Here is a 16,678-nt window from a genome sequence, read left to right on the forward strand (position 1 = left end):
CATGCAGTGAAAGAAGGACATGATGACCGTTCCACAGCAGCCGTACCCGCAGAATCCGCAGACCCCGCCCCAGCCGGCGGTTCCGCAGCAGCCCGCGGCTCCGGCTCCCACCGGCGCCCCCGCGTACACCACCGGACAGTACGCGCAGACCGGACAGCAGTACAACGCCCCCGCCGGGCAGCCCGCGCAGCCGGGCTACACCAACTACGCGGCGCCGCAGCCGGGCTACCCCGCCCAGCCGACCGCGCCGGCGCAGCAGGCGCCGAACTTCCTCGACACCCTCGACGTGGCCAAGACCACCAAGCTGAGCCTCATCCTCATGGTGGTGTTCATGGGCATCGAAACGCTGCAGTCGTTCATCCACCTGCTGGTCGGCAGCGCCGTCTACAACAGCCACGCCGCGGCCACGCTGATCGTCTACTTCACCCCGTGGTCGTACCTGACGCTCGCCGTCGCCCTGTTCGCGTTCGGCATCAACACGGTCAGGACCCTGCCGTGGTACCGCATGGCCGGCTTCATCATCCTGTGCGCCGGAGCCGGCGTGGAGCTGCTCGTCGAGATCCTCGAGGCCGTCGAGGTGTACGGCATCGGCATTCTGCTCTTGACGTTCCTCGCCTACGGCGCGCTGCTCGCGCACGTCGTAATCCTGTTCATGGCGAAGACGAAGGAAGCCTGAGCCCATTACGGACCGGCATGGTTCATCGCCGTCCGATCCGTGACCGAAGGCCGATTCATCAGGGCGCCGTCTGCGATCGCAGACGGCGCCTTCGTCGTATATCCGCCCTTCCGCCGAAACGGATGCCGGAGAGCCCCGTTCCGAGCACCCAGACGACCGGCCCGTCTCACATGCCGTCCGATATCGCGAACATTCCCCGTTATAACCACGACCGCCGGCCAGCCCTGCTGGTATAATCGGTGTTTATGACGCTTCTGCAACTCAAATACATCGTCAAGATCGTCGAATGCGGTTCGATGAACGAGGCCTCCCACGAACTCTACGTCTCCCAGCCCGCGCTGAGCTCCTCCGTCAAGGAGCTCGAGAAGGAGCTCGGCATCGAGATCTTCACCCGCTCCTCGCAGGGCATCGCCCTGACGGTCGACGGCGCGGAGTTCCTCACCTACGCGCGTCAGGTCCTCGATCAGGCGTCGCTGCTCGAGGAGCGCTACAAGAACGCGAAGCCGCGCAAGCAGCTGTGCACCGTCTCCACGCAGCACTACATGTTCGCGGTCGAGGCGTTCGTCGAGATGATCAATTCCATCAAGTCCGACGAGTACGAGTTCACGATCCGCGAGACGCGCACGCGCGACATCATCGACTCGGTCGCCAACATGCGCTCCGACGTCGGCATCATCTACCTGTCCGACTTCAACAAGGACGTCATCGGCAAGCTCCTGCGCGAAAAGCATCTGGAGTTCCATGCACTGTTCCGCGCCCCGCTGCACGTGTTCCTGGCGCGCACGAACCCGCTCGCCACGAAGAAGGTCGTCACGATGAAGGACCTCAAGCCCTTCCCGTTCATCCAGTACGAGCAGGGCGAGGACGGCTCGTTCTACTTCGCCGAGGAGGCGGTCTGGCCGGACTACTCCCCCAAGCAGATCAACGTGACCGACCGCGCCACGATCCTGAACTTCATCATCGGCCTCAACGGCTACACGGTGTGCACCGGCATCGACAACGGCGACCTCAACAACGAGAAGATCTGCACGGTCCCGCTCGACTCCGACGAGACGATGCTCGTCGGCTGGATCACCAACGAGCGCGCCAAGCTCTCCGCCGCCGCCGAAAACTACCTCGACAAGCTGAAGTCGGTCGTGTCGAGCCACGGCTACAAGCTCATCGACTAATCGTCCGCAGGCGCGTCGGCGACGTCGCTCCGGCGCCGTTCTCCCGGTCCCGCGACATCCCAAGGCTCCCTTCGGGGAGCCTTTCGCATAGCCGCTATCTGCCCGTGGGAATCACGGCGGTCACCGACGTGGCGGCCGTCGCGGCGAAGCCCTTGAGCACGTCGAGCATCACGCTCCGGTCCTCGGAGTCGATGCCGCGGGCGGTGGCGAGCATGACCGGCAACGCCTGCGTCCAGTGCGAGGAGAGTTCACCGAAGGTGGCGTGCCCGCCGTCCGGGGCGACGGCCCGTCCACCGGCCTCCAGTACGGCGAACAATCCTTCGATGAAGAGGCGTCGACGCTCGTCGTCGTAACGCGCCATCCAGTCGTTCAGCGTACGCGCCGCGTATCGTGCGCCCGCGTCAAGCCCGTCGGCGCGCACGAACGCGCCGTCCGCCACCTGCCAGTGCAGGGCGAAGTGCTGCATGATGCCGAGGCCGTCGCTGTTCACCACCGTGTAGCCATCGGCGGCGTCCTCGCGCGATTCGAACAGCATGCCGATGATCGACGACTCCGGCACCGACTTATGGACCTTGGGAGCGATGTCCGCGTAACCGGGCGTCGCGAAGAACGCCTCGTCGAAACCCGGGCCGTCGTGCGAGTAGACGCCCGTGATGCGACGTCTCACGTCGGCGGGCGCGCAGGCGGCGGCGTAGACCGCGAGGTTGCCGCCTTTGGAGTGGCCACCGACCGCAATCGGCCCGTCCCATCGTGCGGCGATGTCGGTCAGATACCGGACGGCGGACTCCTGCGAGGCGACCGGACGCCGGAACGCCATCGTGAAGTCCTCCTTCCACCCGACAATCGAACTGTCGGTGCCGCGGAAGGCGACGTACAGGGAGCCATCCCCCACGTCGAACGCGCACGCGGCGAACTGCTTCGTGGTCTCGGGATCGAACTCGTCCACATATGCGCCGACACGCAATCCACGCCATCTCGGACTTTCGGCCATCGCGCGCAGCAGGTCGACGTTGAGAGGCGGCGACCACACGCGGCCGAACATCGCCTCGTAGCATTCGGCGCGCAGCAGGTCGCGCAGCAGCACGGTAGGCAGGCCGGCTTCGTCGGGCCGGTACCGCGGCACGTTGTCGGGCATACGCGCATACGCCAATTGGGACAACGCGAGACTGTCCGTCTCGTTGAACGACGACGCGGCGAACGTATCGAACCGCGTGCGGATGTCATCGGTGATGTTCCCCATGACGGACTCCCTCGTCGAGGACGTGAATCACCTCCATCGTACGCTTCCACGGACGAGACCGACCGTCGTGCGTGACCCGTGACGTGCGATCAGAACGGGAAATACCTGCCCTGATCCATCTTGTGCGACACCTCGCGCATCTCGCGCGCATATTCGCGGTCGGTCTCGTCGCCATGCGACAGCCTGTCCGCCTTGTCGTCAAGATGATGCTGCACCCCGAACACGGCGCACAACGCCACCACCGCGATGAACCCCACAACCACCGCAATCCACAGCATGATGACTTCCCTTCCCTCATCTTGCGACGTTCACCGATGCCATTATAGGTGGCCGAGGAACGGAAACACCCGTCGGACGATGCTTGGGCGGCACGTTCCGCAGACTCCGGAACGCACGAAACCCCAGCCGGGAGGGCCGGGGTTTCGTGGCGATGCGTACGTGACGCGTCGGCGTTCCCACCGTCGTGTCCGCTGACAGGGGATGACGGGAATCAGGCGCCGTACCGTGCGAGGTACGCGTCCGCCGCGGCCTTGATCTCCGGGGTCACATACGGTTCGCCGGACGTCGTCTCGATGTGCTGGCCGGCCTCGAAGATCTCGCGCACGTTGGCGATGGCGAACACCGGGAAGCCGAACTCGGCCTCGATGGCCTTGACGGCGGAGGTGTCGGAGTCCTTGGTCTTCTCCATGCGGTCGACGGAGAGCACGAGGCCCACGACCTCGACGTCCGCCTCGGCCTTGAGCTTGGGGATGACCTCGCGCACGGCGGTGCCGGCGGTCATCACGTCGTCGACGAGCAGCACCTTCATGCCGTCCTTGAGCTGGGTGCCGACCATCATGCCGCCGTCGCCGTGGTCCTTCTTCTCCTTGCGGTCGAACGTGTAGCCGATCTCCATACCGTGCGCGGAGGTGAGCGCGATGGCGGTGGACACGGCCAGCGGGATGCCCTTGTAGGCCGGGCCGAACACGGTGTCGATGTCCTTCGGGAGGCGGCCGGCCTCGATCTCAGTAGCGACCTTCTCAGCGTAGAACGCGCCGAGCGTGGCGATCTTCGTGCCGTCGTTGAACGCGCCGGCGTTGATGAAGTACGGGGACTTGCGGCCGGACTTCAGCGTGAACTCGCCGAATTTGAGGGCCTGCGCCTCGAGCAGGAACTGCGTGAAGCGGATGTCGAGCGATGCTGTGTCAGTCATAGGGTTTCCCTTCCTTGGAACGGGTTGCGTGGTGTGCGATGGTCAGCGCCAGGTCTCGCCCGCGGCGAGCTTGGCGGCGAGTTCCGGACGTTCGTCGAGCAGATCATCGAGCTCGCGAGCGACGCGCAGGGGCGCGACCGGATCGAACAGCGCGGCGGCTCCCACTTCGACGGCGTTCGCGCCGGCGTACAGGTATTCGAGCGCCTTCTCGCCGGAGTCGATGCCGCCGATGCCGATGATCGGAATCTCCGGCAACACGGTGCGTGTGCGGTAGACGGCCACGAGGCCGACCGGCAGGACGGCAGGCCCGGACACGCCGCCGGTGACGTTGGCGATGATCGGTTCGCCGGTGCGGATGTTGATGCGCATGCCGAGCAGCGTGTTGATCATGCTCAGCGCGTCGGCGCCGTGTTCGACGGCCGCGCGCGCCGGCACGGTGATGTCGGTGACATTCGGCGTGAGCTTGATGATCATCGGCTTGTCGGTCATCGGGCGAAGCCGGTCCATGAGCTTGGCGAGGGCCACCGGGTCGGTGCCGACGCTCATGCCGCCATGGGTCACGTTCGGGCAGCTCACGTTGATCTCGAGCATGTCGGCATCGGAGTCGGCGAGTTTGGCGACGACGGCCGCGTAGTCGTCGTCGCTGTGGCCGGCCACGTTGGCGACGACCGTGGCACCCGCCTGCTTGAGCTTGGGCAGGTCGTCCTCGAGGTAATGGTCGACGCCGGGGTTCTGCAAGCCGACGGCGTTGATGTTGGAGGCAGGCCCCTCCGCGGTGCGCGGGGACGGATTGCCCTCCCACGGTACGGGCGAGCAGCCCTTGGTGGAGACGGCGCCGAGCTGGCTCACATCGTAGAACCAGCGCACGGCCGCATACTGGAAGGTGCCGGAGGCGGTGCCGACCGGGTTCTTCCAGGTGACGCCCGCCACCTGGGTGGGGTGCTTCCACTCGTGCTTCTCGTACAGGTTGATATGCTTGTCGTTCGAAGTGGTCCCGGTCATGCTCACTCCCCCCATCCGAGCTGTTCGCGGGTGAACACCGGTCCGTCGGCGCACACCTTGAGTCGGCCGTCGACGGTGTCGACGGTGCACAGCACGCAGGTGCCGTAGCCGCAGCCCATGCGCTGCTCCATGCTCAGCTGGCAGGCGAGGCCCCGCTTGGCGGCCCATGCGGCGACGGCCTTCATCATCGGCAGCGGACCACAGGAGAGAATCATGGTCTCCAGCCCTTCGGCATGGAGGTTTCCGGATGCCTCGAGACGGTCGAGCAGCGTGATGACGTTGCCGTCGGACTCGTCGATGCTTACGGTGGAGTCCGCGAACGGTGCGACGAACCGGTCGGCGAAATGCTCATCTCGATAGCCGAACACGGCGGTGGTCCTCATCGCCGGATCCTCGGCGAGGCACTGGGCGGTATAGATGAGCGGCGGCACGCCGAGGCCGCCGGCCACGAGCACGTAATGGGCGGCCTGCTTGGTGTTGAACGGACGTCCGAGCGGGCCGAGCACCTGCAGCGGGTCGCCGGGTTCGAGGCCGGCGAATTCGGCGGTGCCTTTGCCGACGACGGCGAAGATCACGCTCACCTCGTCGTCGTGGACCTCGCTGACGCCGAACGGGCGTGGCATCGGCATCAGCGGATCGTTGGTGAACAGGTTCACGAACTGGGCGGGACGGGCGTGCTTCGCGATGTAGGGATCACGGAAGGTGAGGCGCGTCACGCGGTCGGCAAGCGTCTCGACGCGGGTGATCTCGACGGGGTGGCGCGGCGGGAAGTACCCGGCCGCGACGGCCTCGTCCACCACGTCATAGGTCGGGGTGAAGGTGGCGGTCATCATGCTCCTTGTCGAAGGATGGTTCGGGTGAGGGATGAATCGGAGGTGTCGGGAGACGGATCGGAGGCTCCGGACGGCCTACAGCACGGCGCGCAGGTCGTCGCGCATGGCGATGGCGGCGTCGCGGGCGCTGTCGAAGACGAGGGCGAGTGCATCGTCGGCGGACATGGATTCGGCGTAGCCGCCATGCTTCCTCCACGCGCCGATGATGCCGCGTGAGGAGTTGACGATGGCGCCGGATCCGTCCTTGTCGAACATGCCTCGCACGTCGGCGGCGGTGCCGCCCTGTGCACCGTAGCCGGGCACGAGGAAGAAGGTGTGCGGCATACGTGCACGCAGCGCCTTGCCCTCCTCGGGATGGGTGGCGCCGACGACCGCGCCCACGCGCGAGTAGCCGTGGCTTCCGATCGTGTCGGCACCCCAGCCTTCGACGAGGTCGGCGACGTGCTCGTACACCTTGGATCCGTCGGCCAGGTCGAGCATCTGCAGCTCGCTCGAGGACGGGTTGGAGGTGCGCACCAGCACGAACAGGTCCTTGTCGGTCTGCTTGGCGGCGTCGACGAACGGGGTGATACCGTCGGTGCCGAGGTACGGGTTGACGGTCACGGCGTCCACATGCCACGGGTCGTGGCCTTCGACTCCGGTGAGCATGCGCGCGTAGGCGGCGGCGGTTGAGCCGATGTCGCCGCGCTTGGCGTCGGCGAGCACGTACAGTCCCTGCTGGGCCGCGTATTCGCAGGTCATCGTGTACACGTCGACGCCGGCGGGGCCGAGCGCCTCGTACATGGCGATCTGCGGCTTGACGGCGGGCACGATGCCGGCGACCGCATCGATGATGGTGCGGTTGAACTCGTAGAAGGCGACGGCGAGCTGCGCGGCGGGCACCTCTTCGGGGGTGTCGACGGAGTCGCGCACCTCCTCGGCGAAGCTCGCGACGACCTGCGGCGGCACGAGCGCCTCGGTGGGGTCAAGCCCGACGACGCTGGGGTTCTGCGTCGCCTCAATCGCGTCGATGAGACGGTCCATGGTTGTTTCCTCCTGGGAGTCGTTTCCGGATCGGTTCCGTCCTCGGACGGGTTCGGTCGCGGTTGCGGTCAGATTCGGCTGAACGCGAGGTTGCGGCCGATGATGGTGGCGAGCGGACGGCCGGTGACCTTCCATCCGCCGAATGGGGTGTTGCGCGCCTTCGAATGGAACGCCTCCGGGTCGACGGTCCATTCGGCGGCCGTGTCGAGCACGACCAGGCCGATGCCGTCGGCGGTCTCGTCGCGTACGGCCGAGAGGTCGAGCACACGCTTGGCGTCCGGTTCACGGGAGGCGTCGGTCTCGCGGTCGAGCAGGGCGTTGACGTCGGTGGGCTCGTGGCCCATCAGCCGCATCGGCTCGACGCTCATCAGCTCGATGAGGCGCTTGTCGGAGATGAAGCCGCCGTCGACGAGACGCGAGTGGCATACGCCGTATGCGCATTCGAGGCCGATGATGCCGTTGGGGGCTTCGAGGAAGCCGCGTTCCTTCTCCTCCATCGTGTGCGGCGCATGGTCGGTGGCGAGGAGGTCGACAGTGCCGTCGGCGATGGCCGCGATGGTGGACTTGCGGTCGGCCTCCGAACGAAGCGGCGGGTTCATCTTGGCGAGAGTGCCGTATTCGAGCAGCGCCTCATCGCTCAGCGCGAGGTAGTGGGGCGCGGTCTCGCAGGTGATCGGCAGGCCTTCGGCCTTGGCTGCGCGGATCGCTTCGAAGGAAATCGCGGTGCTCACGTGCTGGAAGTGGATGTGGACTCCGGTCTCGCGGGCCTTGGCGATGTCGCGCGCGACGACCTTGAGCTCGGTGTCCTCGGGGATGCCCGGCACGCCGAGTTCGCGGGAGACGGGGCCCTCGTTGACGGCGCCGGTGTCGTGGTGTTCGCAGTGCTCGATCAGTGTCAATCCGCTCGCCTTGGCCAGCGCGAGCACATCGTCGAGGGTCTCGGGAGTGACGGCCGAACCGTCGTCGCTGATTGCGGTGACGGGGTGGTCGAGCTGGCCGGCATCCTTCGTCTCGTCGTCGACGCCGGGCATGTACCGGCGCCACTTCGCGAGATCCGTGGCTTCGTGGCCAGCACGACCCTTGGACGCGCACACGCACAGGTCGTAGCGTACCGGCAGGTTCACGCCGTGGACGGTCCCGTAGTGCTGGAGGTAGTCGATGACGGTGTCATAGCCGGCGTCGAGCACCTCCTTCGCGCCCGGAGCGGCCGGGTCGGAGATTCGTTCGCCGTCCACGGCGGGCACGGTGTTCGGCATGATGAGCACGTCGGTGTAGCCGCCGGAGGCCGCCGCCGCGCAACCGGAGACCATCGACTCCTTGTAGGTCTGGCCGGGGTCGCGAAAGTGGACGTGCGGGTCGGCGAATCCCGGCGCGAGGGTCAGTCCGGTGGCGTCGATCTCGATGTCGTCGGCCGTCGCCGAGCCGTCGGCGCCTCGCGCGCCGTCCTCGAACAGCGTCCCGTCCGTGGGCACCTTCAAGTCGATGATCTCGTCGGTGTCCCACACCTTGATGTTGCGCAGCGTAAGCATTGGCTCTCCTTGGGGCTACGAATCGTCCCAGGGCGGCTCCGCCGGCCCCGGGACGACGGGTTCACAGCTTGGCTTCCTCGTCGCAGTAGTCGCAGCGGTACTCCTGGCGCTCGGAGTGCGTCAGGTGGAACATCTGGTCGATGCCGCGTTCGGTGGTGGTCACGCAGCGCGGGTTGCGGCAGGTGAGGATGTTGACGACGTGCTCGGGCAGCGTCGGGGTCTTCTTCTCGACGATGTGGCCGCCGCGTACGATGCCAACGGTCGCGGTGCGGGCCACGAGGCCGAGCACGTCGAGGTCGATGCGCGGGTTCTCCTCGCCGTCACGGTCCTCGATCTTGATGATGTCCTTCGAGCCGTAGAGGTGGCTGTCGGTGTTCATGATGAGGGCGAGCTTGGTCTTCGCCGGATCGATCTTGAGGTAGTCGAGCACCTTGAGCGCGGTGCCCGCCGGCACGTGGTCGATGATGATGCCGTTGACGATGCTGGTGACTTCCATCAGGCCTGGACCTCCTTGGTCTCGAACGGTTCGTATCCGGGCAGTTCGTCGCCCATCACGGTGCTTTCGAGCGCCATGCGCATGAGCATGCCGTTCTTCACCTGTTCGAAGTAGGCGGCGCGCGGATCGTCATCGACCTCCACGGCGATCTCGTTGACGCGCGGCAGCGGGTGCAGCACGGCCATGTCCTTCTTGGCGTGGGAGAGCTTGTCCTCGTCGAGGATGTAGGTGTCACGAAGACGCAGGTAGTCGTCCTCGTTGAAGAATCGTTCCTTCTGCACGCGGGTCATGTACAGCACGTCGAGGTCGCCGATCACGGAGACAAGGTCCTTGACCTCCACGTAGGAGCAGGACGGGGTGGCGTCGATGCGGTCGAGCACATACTGCGGGGTCTTGAGCTCGTCGGGGCTGATGAGCACGAAGTTCACGTTGCCGAAGCGACACAGCGTCTCGATGAGCGAATGCACGGTGCGGCCGAACATGAGGTCGCCGCACAGGCCGACGGTCAGGTTGGTGACGCGGCCGAAGCGGGACTGGAGGGTCGCGAGGTCGGCGAGCGTCTGCGTCGGGTGCATGTGGCCGCCGTCGCCCGCATTGATGACGGGTACGCTCGCGGCACGGGAGGCGACGAGGGCCGCGCCTTCCTTCGGATGGCGGATGGCGACGACGTCGACGTAGTTGGAGACGGTCTTCAGGGTGTCGGCGATGGACTCGCCCTTGGTGACGGAGGCGAGCTGCGCGCCGGCGAAGCCGATGACCTTGCCGCCGAGACGCAGCATCGCGGTCTCGAAGCTCAGACGGGTGCGGGTGGACGGCTCGTAGAACAACGTGGCGAGCACCCTGCCGTCGCACGCGTGCGCCACTTCCCTGCGATGGGAATCGATGTATTGCGCCTTGTGCAGCAGGTCTTGGATCTGGGGGATGGAGAGGTCGTCGAGGGAGATGACGCTCTTACCGATCATCGGCGTCTCCGCCGGCTCTTGTGGAGTTGACACGGCTCACCTTTCGTGCGTTGAAGCGGATAAGGTGGCCACTAACGTGACCTATCCGACTATAGACCATTTCGCCGACGCGCGACGCACCCATCCGTCGCCCGCGCGTCACCGTTCGTTCATATTCACCATCTGCCGCCCGTCGTATTCACGGAGCAACCGTTCCAACGCCTCACGCAGCGCCTTGCGGCGCCTGTAGCGCCGCAGTAGCAGATCCGTCTCGGTCCGCATCCTGTCCGGACCGAGTGAATCGGCCAGGCGACGCAATACGGTGCAGATACGTTCAATGTGTTCCTGCGTGTCCGCGCGCATGAGCGGGGAATCGGCGTCATGCAACGGTTCCAGCAGCAGTGCGCACGCCTGTTCGGCATCAGATTCCGCCATGACGGCGAACAGTTCGTCGATGACCGCGTCGGCTCGCAGATCGCGGTTTCTCGACCGGCAGTACTCCCATGCGGCCTCGCCGAGCCTCTCCTGTTTCAGGAGCATCTCGTATGCGGGGTTCCTCCCGTGGACCATGGGGTCGCCGTGGTAACGCTGCTGCAGGTCGACGATGCGCCGCACGCAGTCGGACCACTCGTCTCCTGCGAGTTCGCGCAGCGAGCGGATCAGTCTCCTCACGGCGCGATTGGACTCCTCCGTCCCGATGCGCCCGTCGTCCCTGCTGGTGATGATGCGATACGAGTACAGGCGTCGCAGCCCGTCCGCATCGCCCAATCGTTCGTACGCGGCTTCCAGCCAGGTCCAGCAGATGCTTGGCGGGTTCAGCACCCGTGGGACGGCCCGTTCATCGTCGCCGCCGCATCCGCAGTATTGGAACAGCCGGTCGGCGTGGCGCGCGTTGTCCACGGTCACGGCCCTTTCGAGGTCGTCCATGGCGAGCAGACGCTCCATGAAGGCTCGTATCCACTCCCAGCCCTGCACGTCGGTGATCATGCTGTAGTCGGTCGTCTCGTCGCGGGTGAACGCATGCCCTCCGAAATGGTCATAGATGTATGCGTAAAGCTCGCGGCCCGCCGAACCGTCGCCTATGATGGCCGGACCGTCCGTCCCGTTCCGCTGTTCGATGTCGTTCATCGTTCCGGTTCCTCCTGTCGCGGCATCTCATCCGATTGGCCTTCGCCCGCACCCGCCGTCTCATCCGGTGCTCCGTCATCCGACGCACCGTCGACCGGTGCGGCCTCATCCGCCGTCGTTTCGTTCATCATTGTTCCGTCCGCTTCGGTTTCATCCGGATGATTCGCGTCCGATGTCCCCTCGTCCGATGTGGAATCTCGCGTACGCTCATCAACGGTCCTAAGGTATTCGGATAGTTCGGCCCGCAGCTCCGAACGATGCGGGAACATGCTGATGATGTCCTCGCTGCATGCGGCGGCTTGTTCGAAGCCGTAGACCGCCTCGATCTTGCGGATCCACCGTCCCACACGCTTCGCGGACCGCGCATCGTCGGATTCATACAGCACCGAATCCGGGTCCTGAAGCACCTCGCACAGACGCCGCAACGCCTCCTGCGCGTGCTGCGGGTCCAATGCGATGACGTCGAGCATACGCACCATCACGTCCGGGGATTTCAACCTTGTGTATTTCATCGCGGCATCGGCCAATCGATCCTCACGCAGCAGACGTTCGTAGGCCGGGTTCACCGCCGGCCACATCAGACCGCGGCGCTGCTTCTCGCACAGGGAGACGATCAGATCCCGGTCTTCCTCCCAATGCTCACCGCTGATGTACCGGAGCCGTTCCACGTAGACCGCCTCCGGATAGGTCTGGGCGATGAGGATGTAGTACGCATACAGCCGTCGCAGTCCTTCGACGTCTTTCAAATGCTCGTAGGCGGCCTCCAGGAACGTCATCCAGGTATGCGGCAGTTCGTCCAATCTGGCCGGTCTGACGAACGGCACCATGAGACGCATGTTCGCCAATGCCACATCGGCTTCCCAATCCTTGTCTCGCCTGCGTCTTGTCGACGCATGCTCCTCGGCCATGGTGTGTGAGCGTGGCTCGAAATCATTATCATGGGCACGTCTGGCCTTGCGGCGACGCACCTCCCGGTCATGCGCGCTCTCCCCCGTGGGGATATCGTCCTTCTCCGCATGGGCGAGGTCGCCCAGTATCGTCAGTTCGTCATGAAGCAGCAGTTTGCCCAGATCCGAAAGGCAAAACAGCCGTTCCAGAAGACTCCGGACCATACGCCATTCAGTCTCCCCGAAGCCGCGCCACGCGGGGAACGTCTCAATGGCATACATGCCCACGAGGGGCGAGGCAGCGGACGTCGGAAGCGTACCGGGCCTTGAACGCTCGTCCATGGCGATCAGCACGCCGGCCACATGCTTGCAGTAGGTGACCCTTTGGGCATACGGGCATGTACATGCGGCGGAGACCACCTTGCCGTGGCGCAGCCGCACGTCGACCTGATACTCCTCCTCGCCTCGCACCACGGCATGCCACAGCCCTTCGGCGATCTCCATTGGCGCATCGACCTTGCCGGCGTCGTAATACGCCTGCCCGCGATCGAACACCTTCCCATTGAATAGGCTGTGGTATCCATCATTCAGTTGTTCCATGACCGCACCTCCTTGGAAGACATCATCAGGCGCAATCCGCATGCCGGTACATATCTACCGGTATCCGCACCGCTTCGGCGTGTCGCGGCGTTCGCCCAACGAGGATGCGCACCCGACGCGCATCATACGGGTCCTAGAATCAGAATCGACGATACAACTCCATTCACACCAACGGAGGACCCACCATGGCTGCATTGCTCGAACCACCGGCCATTCCCACGCGTCGCGCGCATGACGGGCTGGAACTGCCGGCCATCGGCTTCGGCACATACAAAGTGAACGGCTTCGCCGGCGTCGAGGCCATCAGCTCGGCGCTCGAGGTCGGATACCGGCTGCTCGATTCGGCGTTCAACTACGAGAACGAGGGCGTGGTCGGCAAGGCGATCCGCGAATCCGCCGTACCACGCGAGGACATCATCGTCGCTTCGAAGCTGCCCGGCCGCCACCATCAGTACGATCAGGCGCGCATCGCCATCGAGGAGTCAGTGGCACGCATGGGCCTCGACTACATCGACCTGTATCTCATCCACTGGCCGAACCCTTCGCAGGGCCGGTTCGTGGAGGCATGGCAGGCGCTCGTCGACGCCCAGAAGCAGGGCATCGTGAAGCATATCGGCGTGAGCAACTTCCTGCCCGGCCACATCGACCTGCTCATCCGCGCCACCGGCGTTACCCCGTCGGTCAACCAGATCGAGCTGCACCCGTACTTCCAACAGACCGAACAGCGCGCCTACGACGACGCCCACGGCATCATCACCGAGGCATGGAGCCCACTCGGCCGCGCCAACCAGATGCTCAAGGACCCGACCGTCACACGCATCGCCGCCAAGCACGGCGTCTCCCCCGTGGCCGCCATCCTGCGCTGGCATGTCCAGCTCGGCGACGTGGCCATCCCGAAGTCGATGAACCGCGAGCGCCAGCGCGCCAACCTCGATCTGACCGGTTTCACGCTCGATGAGCAGGACATGAAGGACTTCGCCGCCATGGACAATCCCGAAGGCCGTTCCTTCGCGCAGGATCCGCACTGGCACGAGGAGGACTGACCGGGAGCCCCTGGCCCCGGAAGGAAAGGATGATGTCCATGCGGCTGAAGATGGTCTGTCAGGTGAACGACCCGCATGACGGAGACCGGTCCGACGACCGGTTGTTCGTCATGTTCCATGGGTATGGCAACGACGAGCACGAGATGATCCGCATCATCGACGCCGTGTACGCAGGAACCGGCCGGGGTCCCAGCTACCTCTCGTTCCATGGCACGACCGACCGAGCCTACATGGGCGGCGCCTACTGGTATCCGGATGGTTGTGGCGTCGACGAGCGCCGCGCCGCGTGCTCCGCCGTTGGCGACGCCGTGGTCTCGCTGCTCGATTCACCGATGTTCGCCACGCGCCGGAAGATCCTCGTCGGCTTCTCGCAGGGCGGATACCTGTCGTACCGTCTCGTGCGCGAGCATCCGCATGTGTTCGACGCGGCGATTCTGATGAGCCCGTCGTTCAAGGGCGAGGAGAAGACCGACGGTACGGGGATCGCCGGCGACACGCGCTTCCTGCTGCTCTACGGCTCCGAGGACCATACGATCCCCTTCGACGACCAGCGCGCGGCGCACCGCGTGCTCGATGCGACCGGTCGTCTCGAATCGCGCGAATACGCGGGGATGGGGCATGCCGTCGGCGACATGGAGATCGCCGACATCCGCGCATTTCTCAGTTCTGTCGGCCACTGACACCGTAACACCGGTCCTGAGGCCCCGTATCGCGCAGCTCAACAGCTCTCGAGCTGCGCGATACGGGCCCGGACCTTATGCAGACGCGCGTAGATCTCGTTGCGTTGGGCCGGGTTCTTCGCGCGCTGATGGTCCCTCACGAGCTTCGCCTCCTCGGCGACGAGCCGTTCCAGCAGATCACGCCTTGCGATGCGTTCGTCAAGGCCCGTGCCGTCCGCATCGTCCACAATCGTCTGCGCGCACAGCGAATCCCACAACGCGTCCATCGTGTCGCCGTTCCGTTCCAGCCGCATCCCATCGGCCGGCTTCCACCGTCCCGCATACACCTTCGCGACGGCGGGGCGTCCCGGCTTGACAGGCACGGCACGGCGGACGGCGAGCGCACACTCCTCACGATTCGTTCCTTCGTGCGGCACGTCGCGCACGCACGCGAACACGATGCCGGACCGACTGCGGATCGACGAGATGAGTTCGACGAGTTCGACCGGCACCGTTTCGGTCCGTCCGGTAAGTTTCAGCCCGATGACGAGAATCTCCGGAATCCTGCCGCTCCCCGCGGCGACGTCGGCGTTGTCCGGTCTCATGATCGCGAGCATCGTGACCGATTCGATTTCGGTCTGCAGCCGCTGTCTGAGTTTTGCGGAGACGGGAAGTCTCAGAAACATCGTCTTGGGCAGCGTCCCCTTCGTCTCCGGCACCGCCATCGAGACGGGCAGACCCAATGTCGGCGCGGATATGGGGCCGCAGTGCGCAACGGCAACAGGCATCATCGACCGTCCTTTCACGGCACGTCGTTTCCGTTACCCTACCGCATTCCGACGCGTCGGAATCCGTGACGACCATATATCGCACCACGCCTGTGCGACCGCACGGCATCGGACCGCATTGCCTTCCACGGCGTCCCACGCGTACCATGGAGAGGTATGTCCGCCCCATGCCACGGCGGACGGGACTGCGTGCCGAGAGGGGGGCCCGACGATGACCGACGCCTTGAGCGGAGACCACCGACGTGTGGCGGGCAGACAGGGAACGCAATCCACCGCGCAGACCGTGGTGGAAATCCTCGAGCTGCTCGACCGCCACACCGATCGTGAGCATGGCGTCAGTGCCGCATGGATCGCAGGCGAACTCGGCGTCAACGAGAAGACCGTACGCACGCATCTGAAGACCCTCGAGGCGATGACCCCGTTCGGCCGCAAAGTCGGGCGCATCGAACGCCATGAACTCGCCCATGCGGAAAGCGCCGACCCTCGTCCGGGCTGGTACATCGAACCGGTGTTCGACACGGCCCAGATGCGTCTGCTCACGGATGGAGCGCTCATGTCCCGTTCGGACGGGGACTACCTGCGCGACCTCGTCGCGAAGATCTACTCGTTCGCAGGCCGGTCCGGCCAGCTGCGCGGCCTGGCGCAGTTGGACACCCCGAAGAACTACAACACGGAGTTCCTCAACAACATCGAACTGCTCAACGACGCCATCGCGCACGAGCGCGCCATCACCTTCCACTACTGCACGTACGATATGGACGGCAACCTCGTGCCCCGGCGCAGTCGTGACGGCGGCATGCGTCTCTACCACGCCGACCCGTACGACCTGCGCTACAAGAACAACAAATATTATCTCGTGTGCCACATGCGCCCGTACAAGGACCTCTCCTACCTGCATGTGGAACGGTTCCGGGACCTCTCCATCAGCGGCGAGGACCATTCGCTCGAACGCACGCTTGACAGTTTCAGCGACGTTCCGGGCGAACCGTTCGACATCGCACGCCACATGGATGAACGCCCCTACCCGGTCAAAGGCAAGGCCGTGCCCATCCATCTGCGGATCAAGAAAAACCTCGAGCCCCTGTACGACTGGTTCGAGGACGCACAGGTCGAGCGCATCGGTGACGACGTATGGGACGTGCACATCCGGGCCGGGGAACAGGCCACGCTCTGGTGGGTATTGCAATACGCGGAATCGGGGCAGATCGAGGTGCTCGCTCCGGAACATCTGCGCGCCATGCTGCGTACCACAGGAAAGAAACTCAAAGAACTGTACTCCGATCATCGCGGAGAATCCGGTGACGACGCCGCATCGGACGCATCGGACACGTCACACGCAACGGACGCGACGGACGGTTCGGACGCAACGGACGACACCGGCGAAATGTGAAGATTCGTGAGGGCTCTATCCACAATCCTCCGGAGCCCTTGCGCTCCCCCACACATCGCGTTCACGATGGAACGAACCGCAC

17 protein-coding genes are annotated in these 16,678 nt (G+C 65.0%); 5 read left to right on the forward strand and 12 right to left on the reverse strand.

What is annotated here, in order from left to right; translation table 11 throughout:
* Positions 1 to 19 precede the first annotated feature (19 nt).
* Together KIH78_RS05475 and KIH78_RS05480 are read left to right on the forward strand one after the other, a co-directional pair.
* Positions 20 to 676 carry a DUF2076 domain-containing protein gene (locus KIH78_RS05475; protein ID WP_219131581.1) on the forward strand — a complete coding sequence of 219 codons (657 nt, stop codon included), beginning with the start codon at positions 20 to 22 and terminating at the stop codon, positions 674 to 676.
* A 245-nt stretch (positions 677 to 921) separates the two neighbouring features.
* Positions 922 to 1,845, forward strand: coding sequence for a LysR family transcriptional regulator (locus KIH78_RS05480; RefSeq protein WP_214312491.1), 924 nt, complete (start codon positions 922 to 924; stop codon positions 1,843 to 1,845).
* A gap of 94 nt (positions 1,846 to 1,939) precedes the next feature.
* Here KIH78_RS05480 and KIH78_RS05485 read toward each other — a convergent pair whose 3' ends face one another.
* From KIH78_RS05485 to KIH78_RS05535, 11 genes are all read right to left on the reverse strand, one after another.
* Positions 1,940 to 3,085, reverse strand: coding sequence for a DUF2974 domain-containing protein (locus tag KIH78_RS05485; protein WP_219131582.1), 1,146 nt, complete (start codon positions 3,083 to 3,085; stop codon positions 1,940 to 1,942).
* 89 nt (positions 3,086 to 3,174) lie between these two features.
* Complete coding sequence (locus tag KIH78_RS05490; protein WP_214312495.1) at positions 3,175 to 3,363, reverse strand: hypothetical protein; 189 nt, start codon at positions 3,361 to 3,363, stop codon at positions 3,175 to 3,177.
* Positions 3,364 to 3,575: 212 nt separating this feature from the next.
* Positions 3,576 to 4,277 carry an orotate phosphoribosyltransferase gene (gene pyrE, locus KIH78_RS05495; protein ID WP_219131583.1) on the reverse strand — a complete coding sequence of 234 codons (702 nt, stop codon included), beginning with the start codon at positions 4,275 to 4,277 and terminating at the stop codon, positions 3,576 to 3,578.
* Positions 4,278 to 4,319: 42 nt separating this feature from the next.
* Positions 4,320 to 5,279 carry a dihydroorotate dehydrogenase gene (locus KIH78_RS05500; RefSeq protein WP_420830123.1) on the reverse strand — a complete coding sequence of 320 codons (960 nt, stop codon included), beginning with the start codon at positions 5,277 to 5,279 and terminating at the stop codon, positions 4,320 to 4,322.
* A gap of 2 nt (positions 5,280 to 5,281) precedes the next feature.
* Positions 5,282 to 6,112 carry a dihydroorotate dehydrogenase electron transfer subunit gene (locus tag KIH78_RS05505; RefSeq protein ID WP_219131585.1) on the reverse strand — a complete coding sequence of 277 codons (831 nt, stop codon included), beginning with the start codon at positions 6,110 to 6,112 and terminating at the stop codon, positions 5,282 to 5,284.
* Positions 6,113 to 6,187: 75 nt separating this feature from the next.
* Entirely contained in the window at positions 6,188 to 7,135 is a 948-nt protein-coding gene (gene pyrF / locus KIH78_RS05510) for an orotidine-5'-phosphate decarboxylase (protein ID WP_219131586.1), read from the reverse strand.
* 68 nt (positions 7,136 to 7,203) lie between these two features.
* Positions 7,204 to 8,664, reverse strand: a complete 1,461-nt coding sequence (locus KIH78_RS05515) for a dihydroorotase (protein WP_219131587.1) — start codon at positions 8,662 to 8,664, stop codon at positions 7,204 to 7,206.
* A gap of 61 nt (positions 8,665 to 8,725) precedes the next feature.
* Positions 8,726 to 9,160, reverse strand: coding sequence for an aspartate carbamoyltransferase regulatory subunit (locus KIH78_RS05520; protein ID WP_214312507.1), 435 nt, complete (start codon positions 9,158 to 9,160; stop codon positions 8,726 to 8,728).
* Positions 9,160 to 10,122 carry an aspartate carbamoyltransferase gene (pyrB, locus tag KIH78_RS05525; protein WP_219131634.1) on the reverse strand — a complete coding sequence of 321 codons (963 nt, stop codon included), beginning with the start codon at positions 10,120 to 10,122 and terminating at the stop codon, positions 9,160 to 9,162. The genes KIH78_RS05520 and pyrB overlap by 1 nt, the downstream gene beginning before the upstream one ends.
* Positions 10,123 to 10,260: 138 nt before the next feature.
* On the reverse strand, positions 10,261 to 11,229 hold the full coding sequence (locus KIH78_RS05530; RefSeq protein ID WP_219131588.1) for a hypothetical protein: 969 nt from the start codon (positions 11,227 to 11,229) through the stop codon (positions 10,261 to 10,263).
* Positions 11,226 to 12,716 carry an SWIM zinc finger family protein gene (locus KIH78_RS05535; protein ID WP_236034441.1) on the reverse strand — a complete coding sequence of 497 codons (1,491 nt, stop codon included), beginning with the start codon at positions 12,714 to 12,716 and terminating at the stop codon, positions 11,226 to 11,228. Before KIH78_RS05535 ends, KIH78_RS05530 begins: the two co-directional genes overlap by 4 nt.
* Positions 12,717 to 12,910: 194 nt before the next feature.
* Between KIH78_RS05535 and KIH78_RS05540 the strand changes: the two genes are divergently transcribed.
* Positions 12,911 to 13,759: an aldo/keto reductase gene (locus KIH78_RS05540; protein WP_214312891.1), complete on the forward strand. Its 849-nt coding sequence runs from the start codon at positions 12,911 to 12,913 to the stop codon at positions 13,757 to 13,759.
* Positions 13,760 to 13,797: 38 nt separating this feature from the next.
* A complete protein-coding gene (locus KIH78_RS05545) occupies positions 13,798 to 14,439 on the forward strand; it encodes an alpha/beta hydrolase (RefSeq protein ID WP_420830125.1) in 642 nt (213 codons plus the stop codon).
* 38 nt (positions 14,440 to 14,477) lie between these two features.
* On the opposite strand, the gene KIH78_RS05550 is transcribed toward KIH78_RS05545, so the two are convergent.
* The gene (locus tag KIH78_RS05550) at positions 14,478 to 15,209 is read right to left on the reverse strand and encodes a DUF4391 domain-containing protein (RefSeq protein WP_219131590.1); all 732 of its coding nucleotides are present in this window, start codon (positions 15,207 to 15,209) and stop codon (positions 14,478 to 14,480) included.
* A gap of 241 nt (positions 15,210 to 15,450) precedes the next feature.
* Here KIH78_RS05550 and KIH78_RS05555 point away from each other — a divergent pair, with 241 nt between their 5' ends.
* The gene (locus KIH78_RS05555) at positions 15,451 to 16,596 is read left to right on the forward strand and encodes a helix-turn-helix transcriptional regulator (protein WP_338024119.1); all 1,146 of its coding nucleotides are present in this window, start codon (positions 15,451 to 15,453) and stop codon (positions 16,594 to 16,596) included.
* The last annotated feature ends 82 nt before the right edge of the window (positions 16,597 to 16,678 follow it).

The organism is Bifidobacterium saguinibicoloris, assembly GCF_019331725.1.
In the GTDB taxonomy this organism is placed as follows: Bacteria; Actinomycetota; Actinomycetes; order Actinomycetales; family Bifidobacteriaceae; genus Bifidobacterium; species Bifidobacterium saguinibicoloris.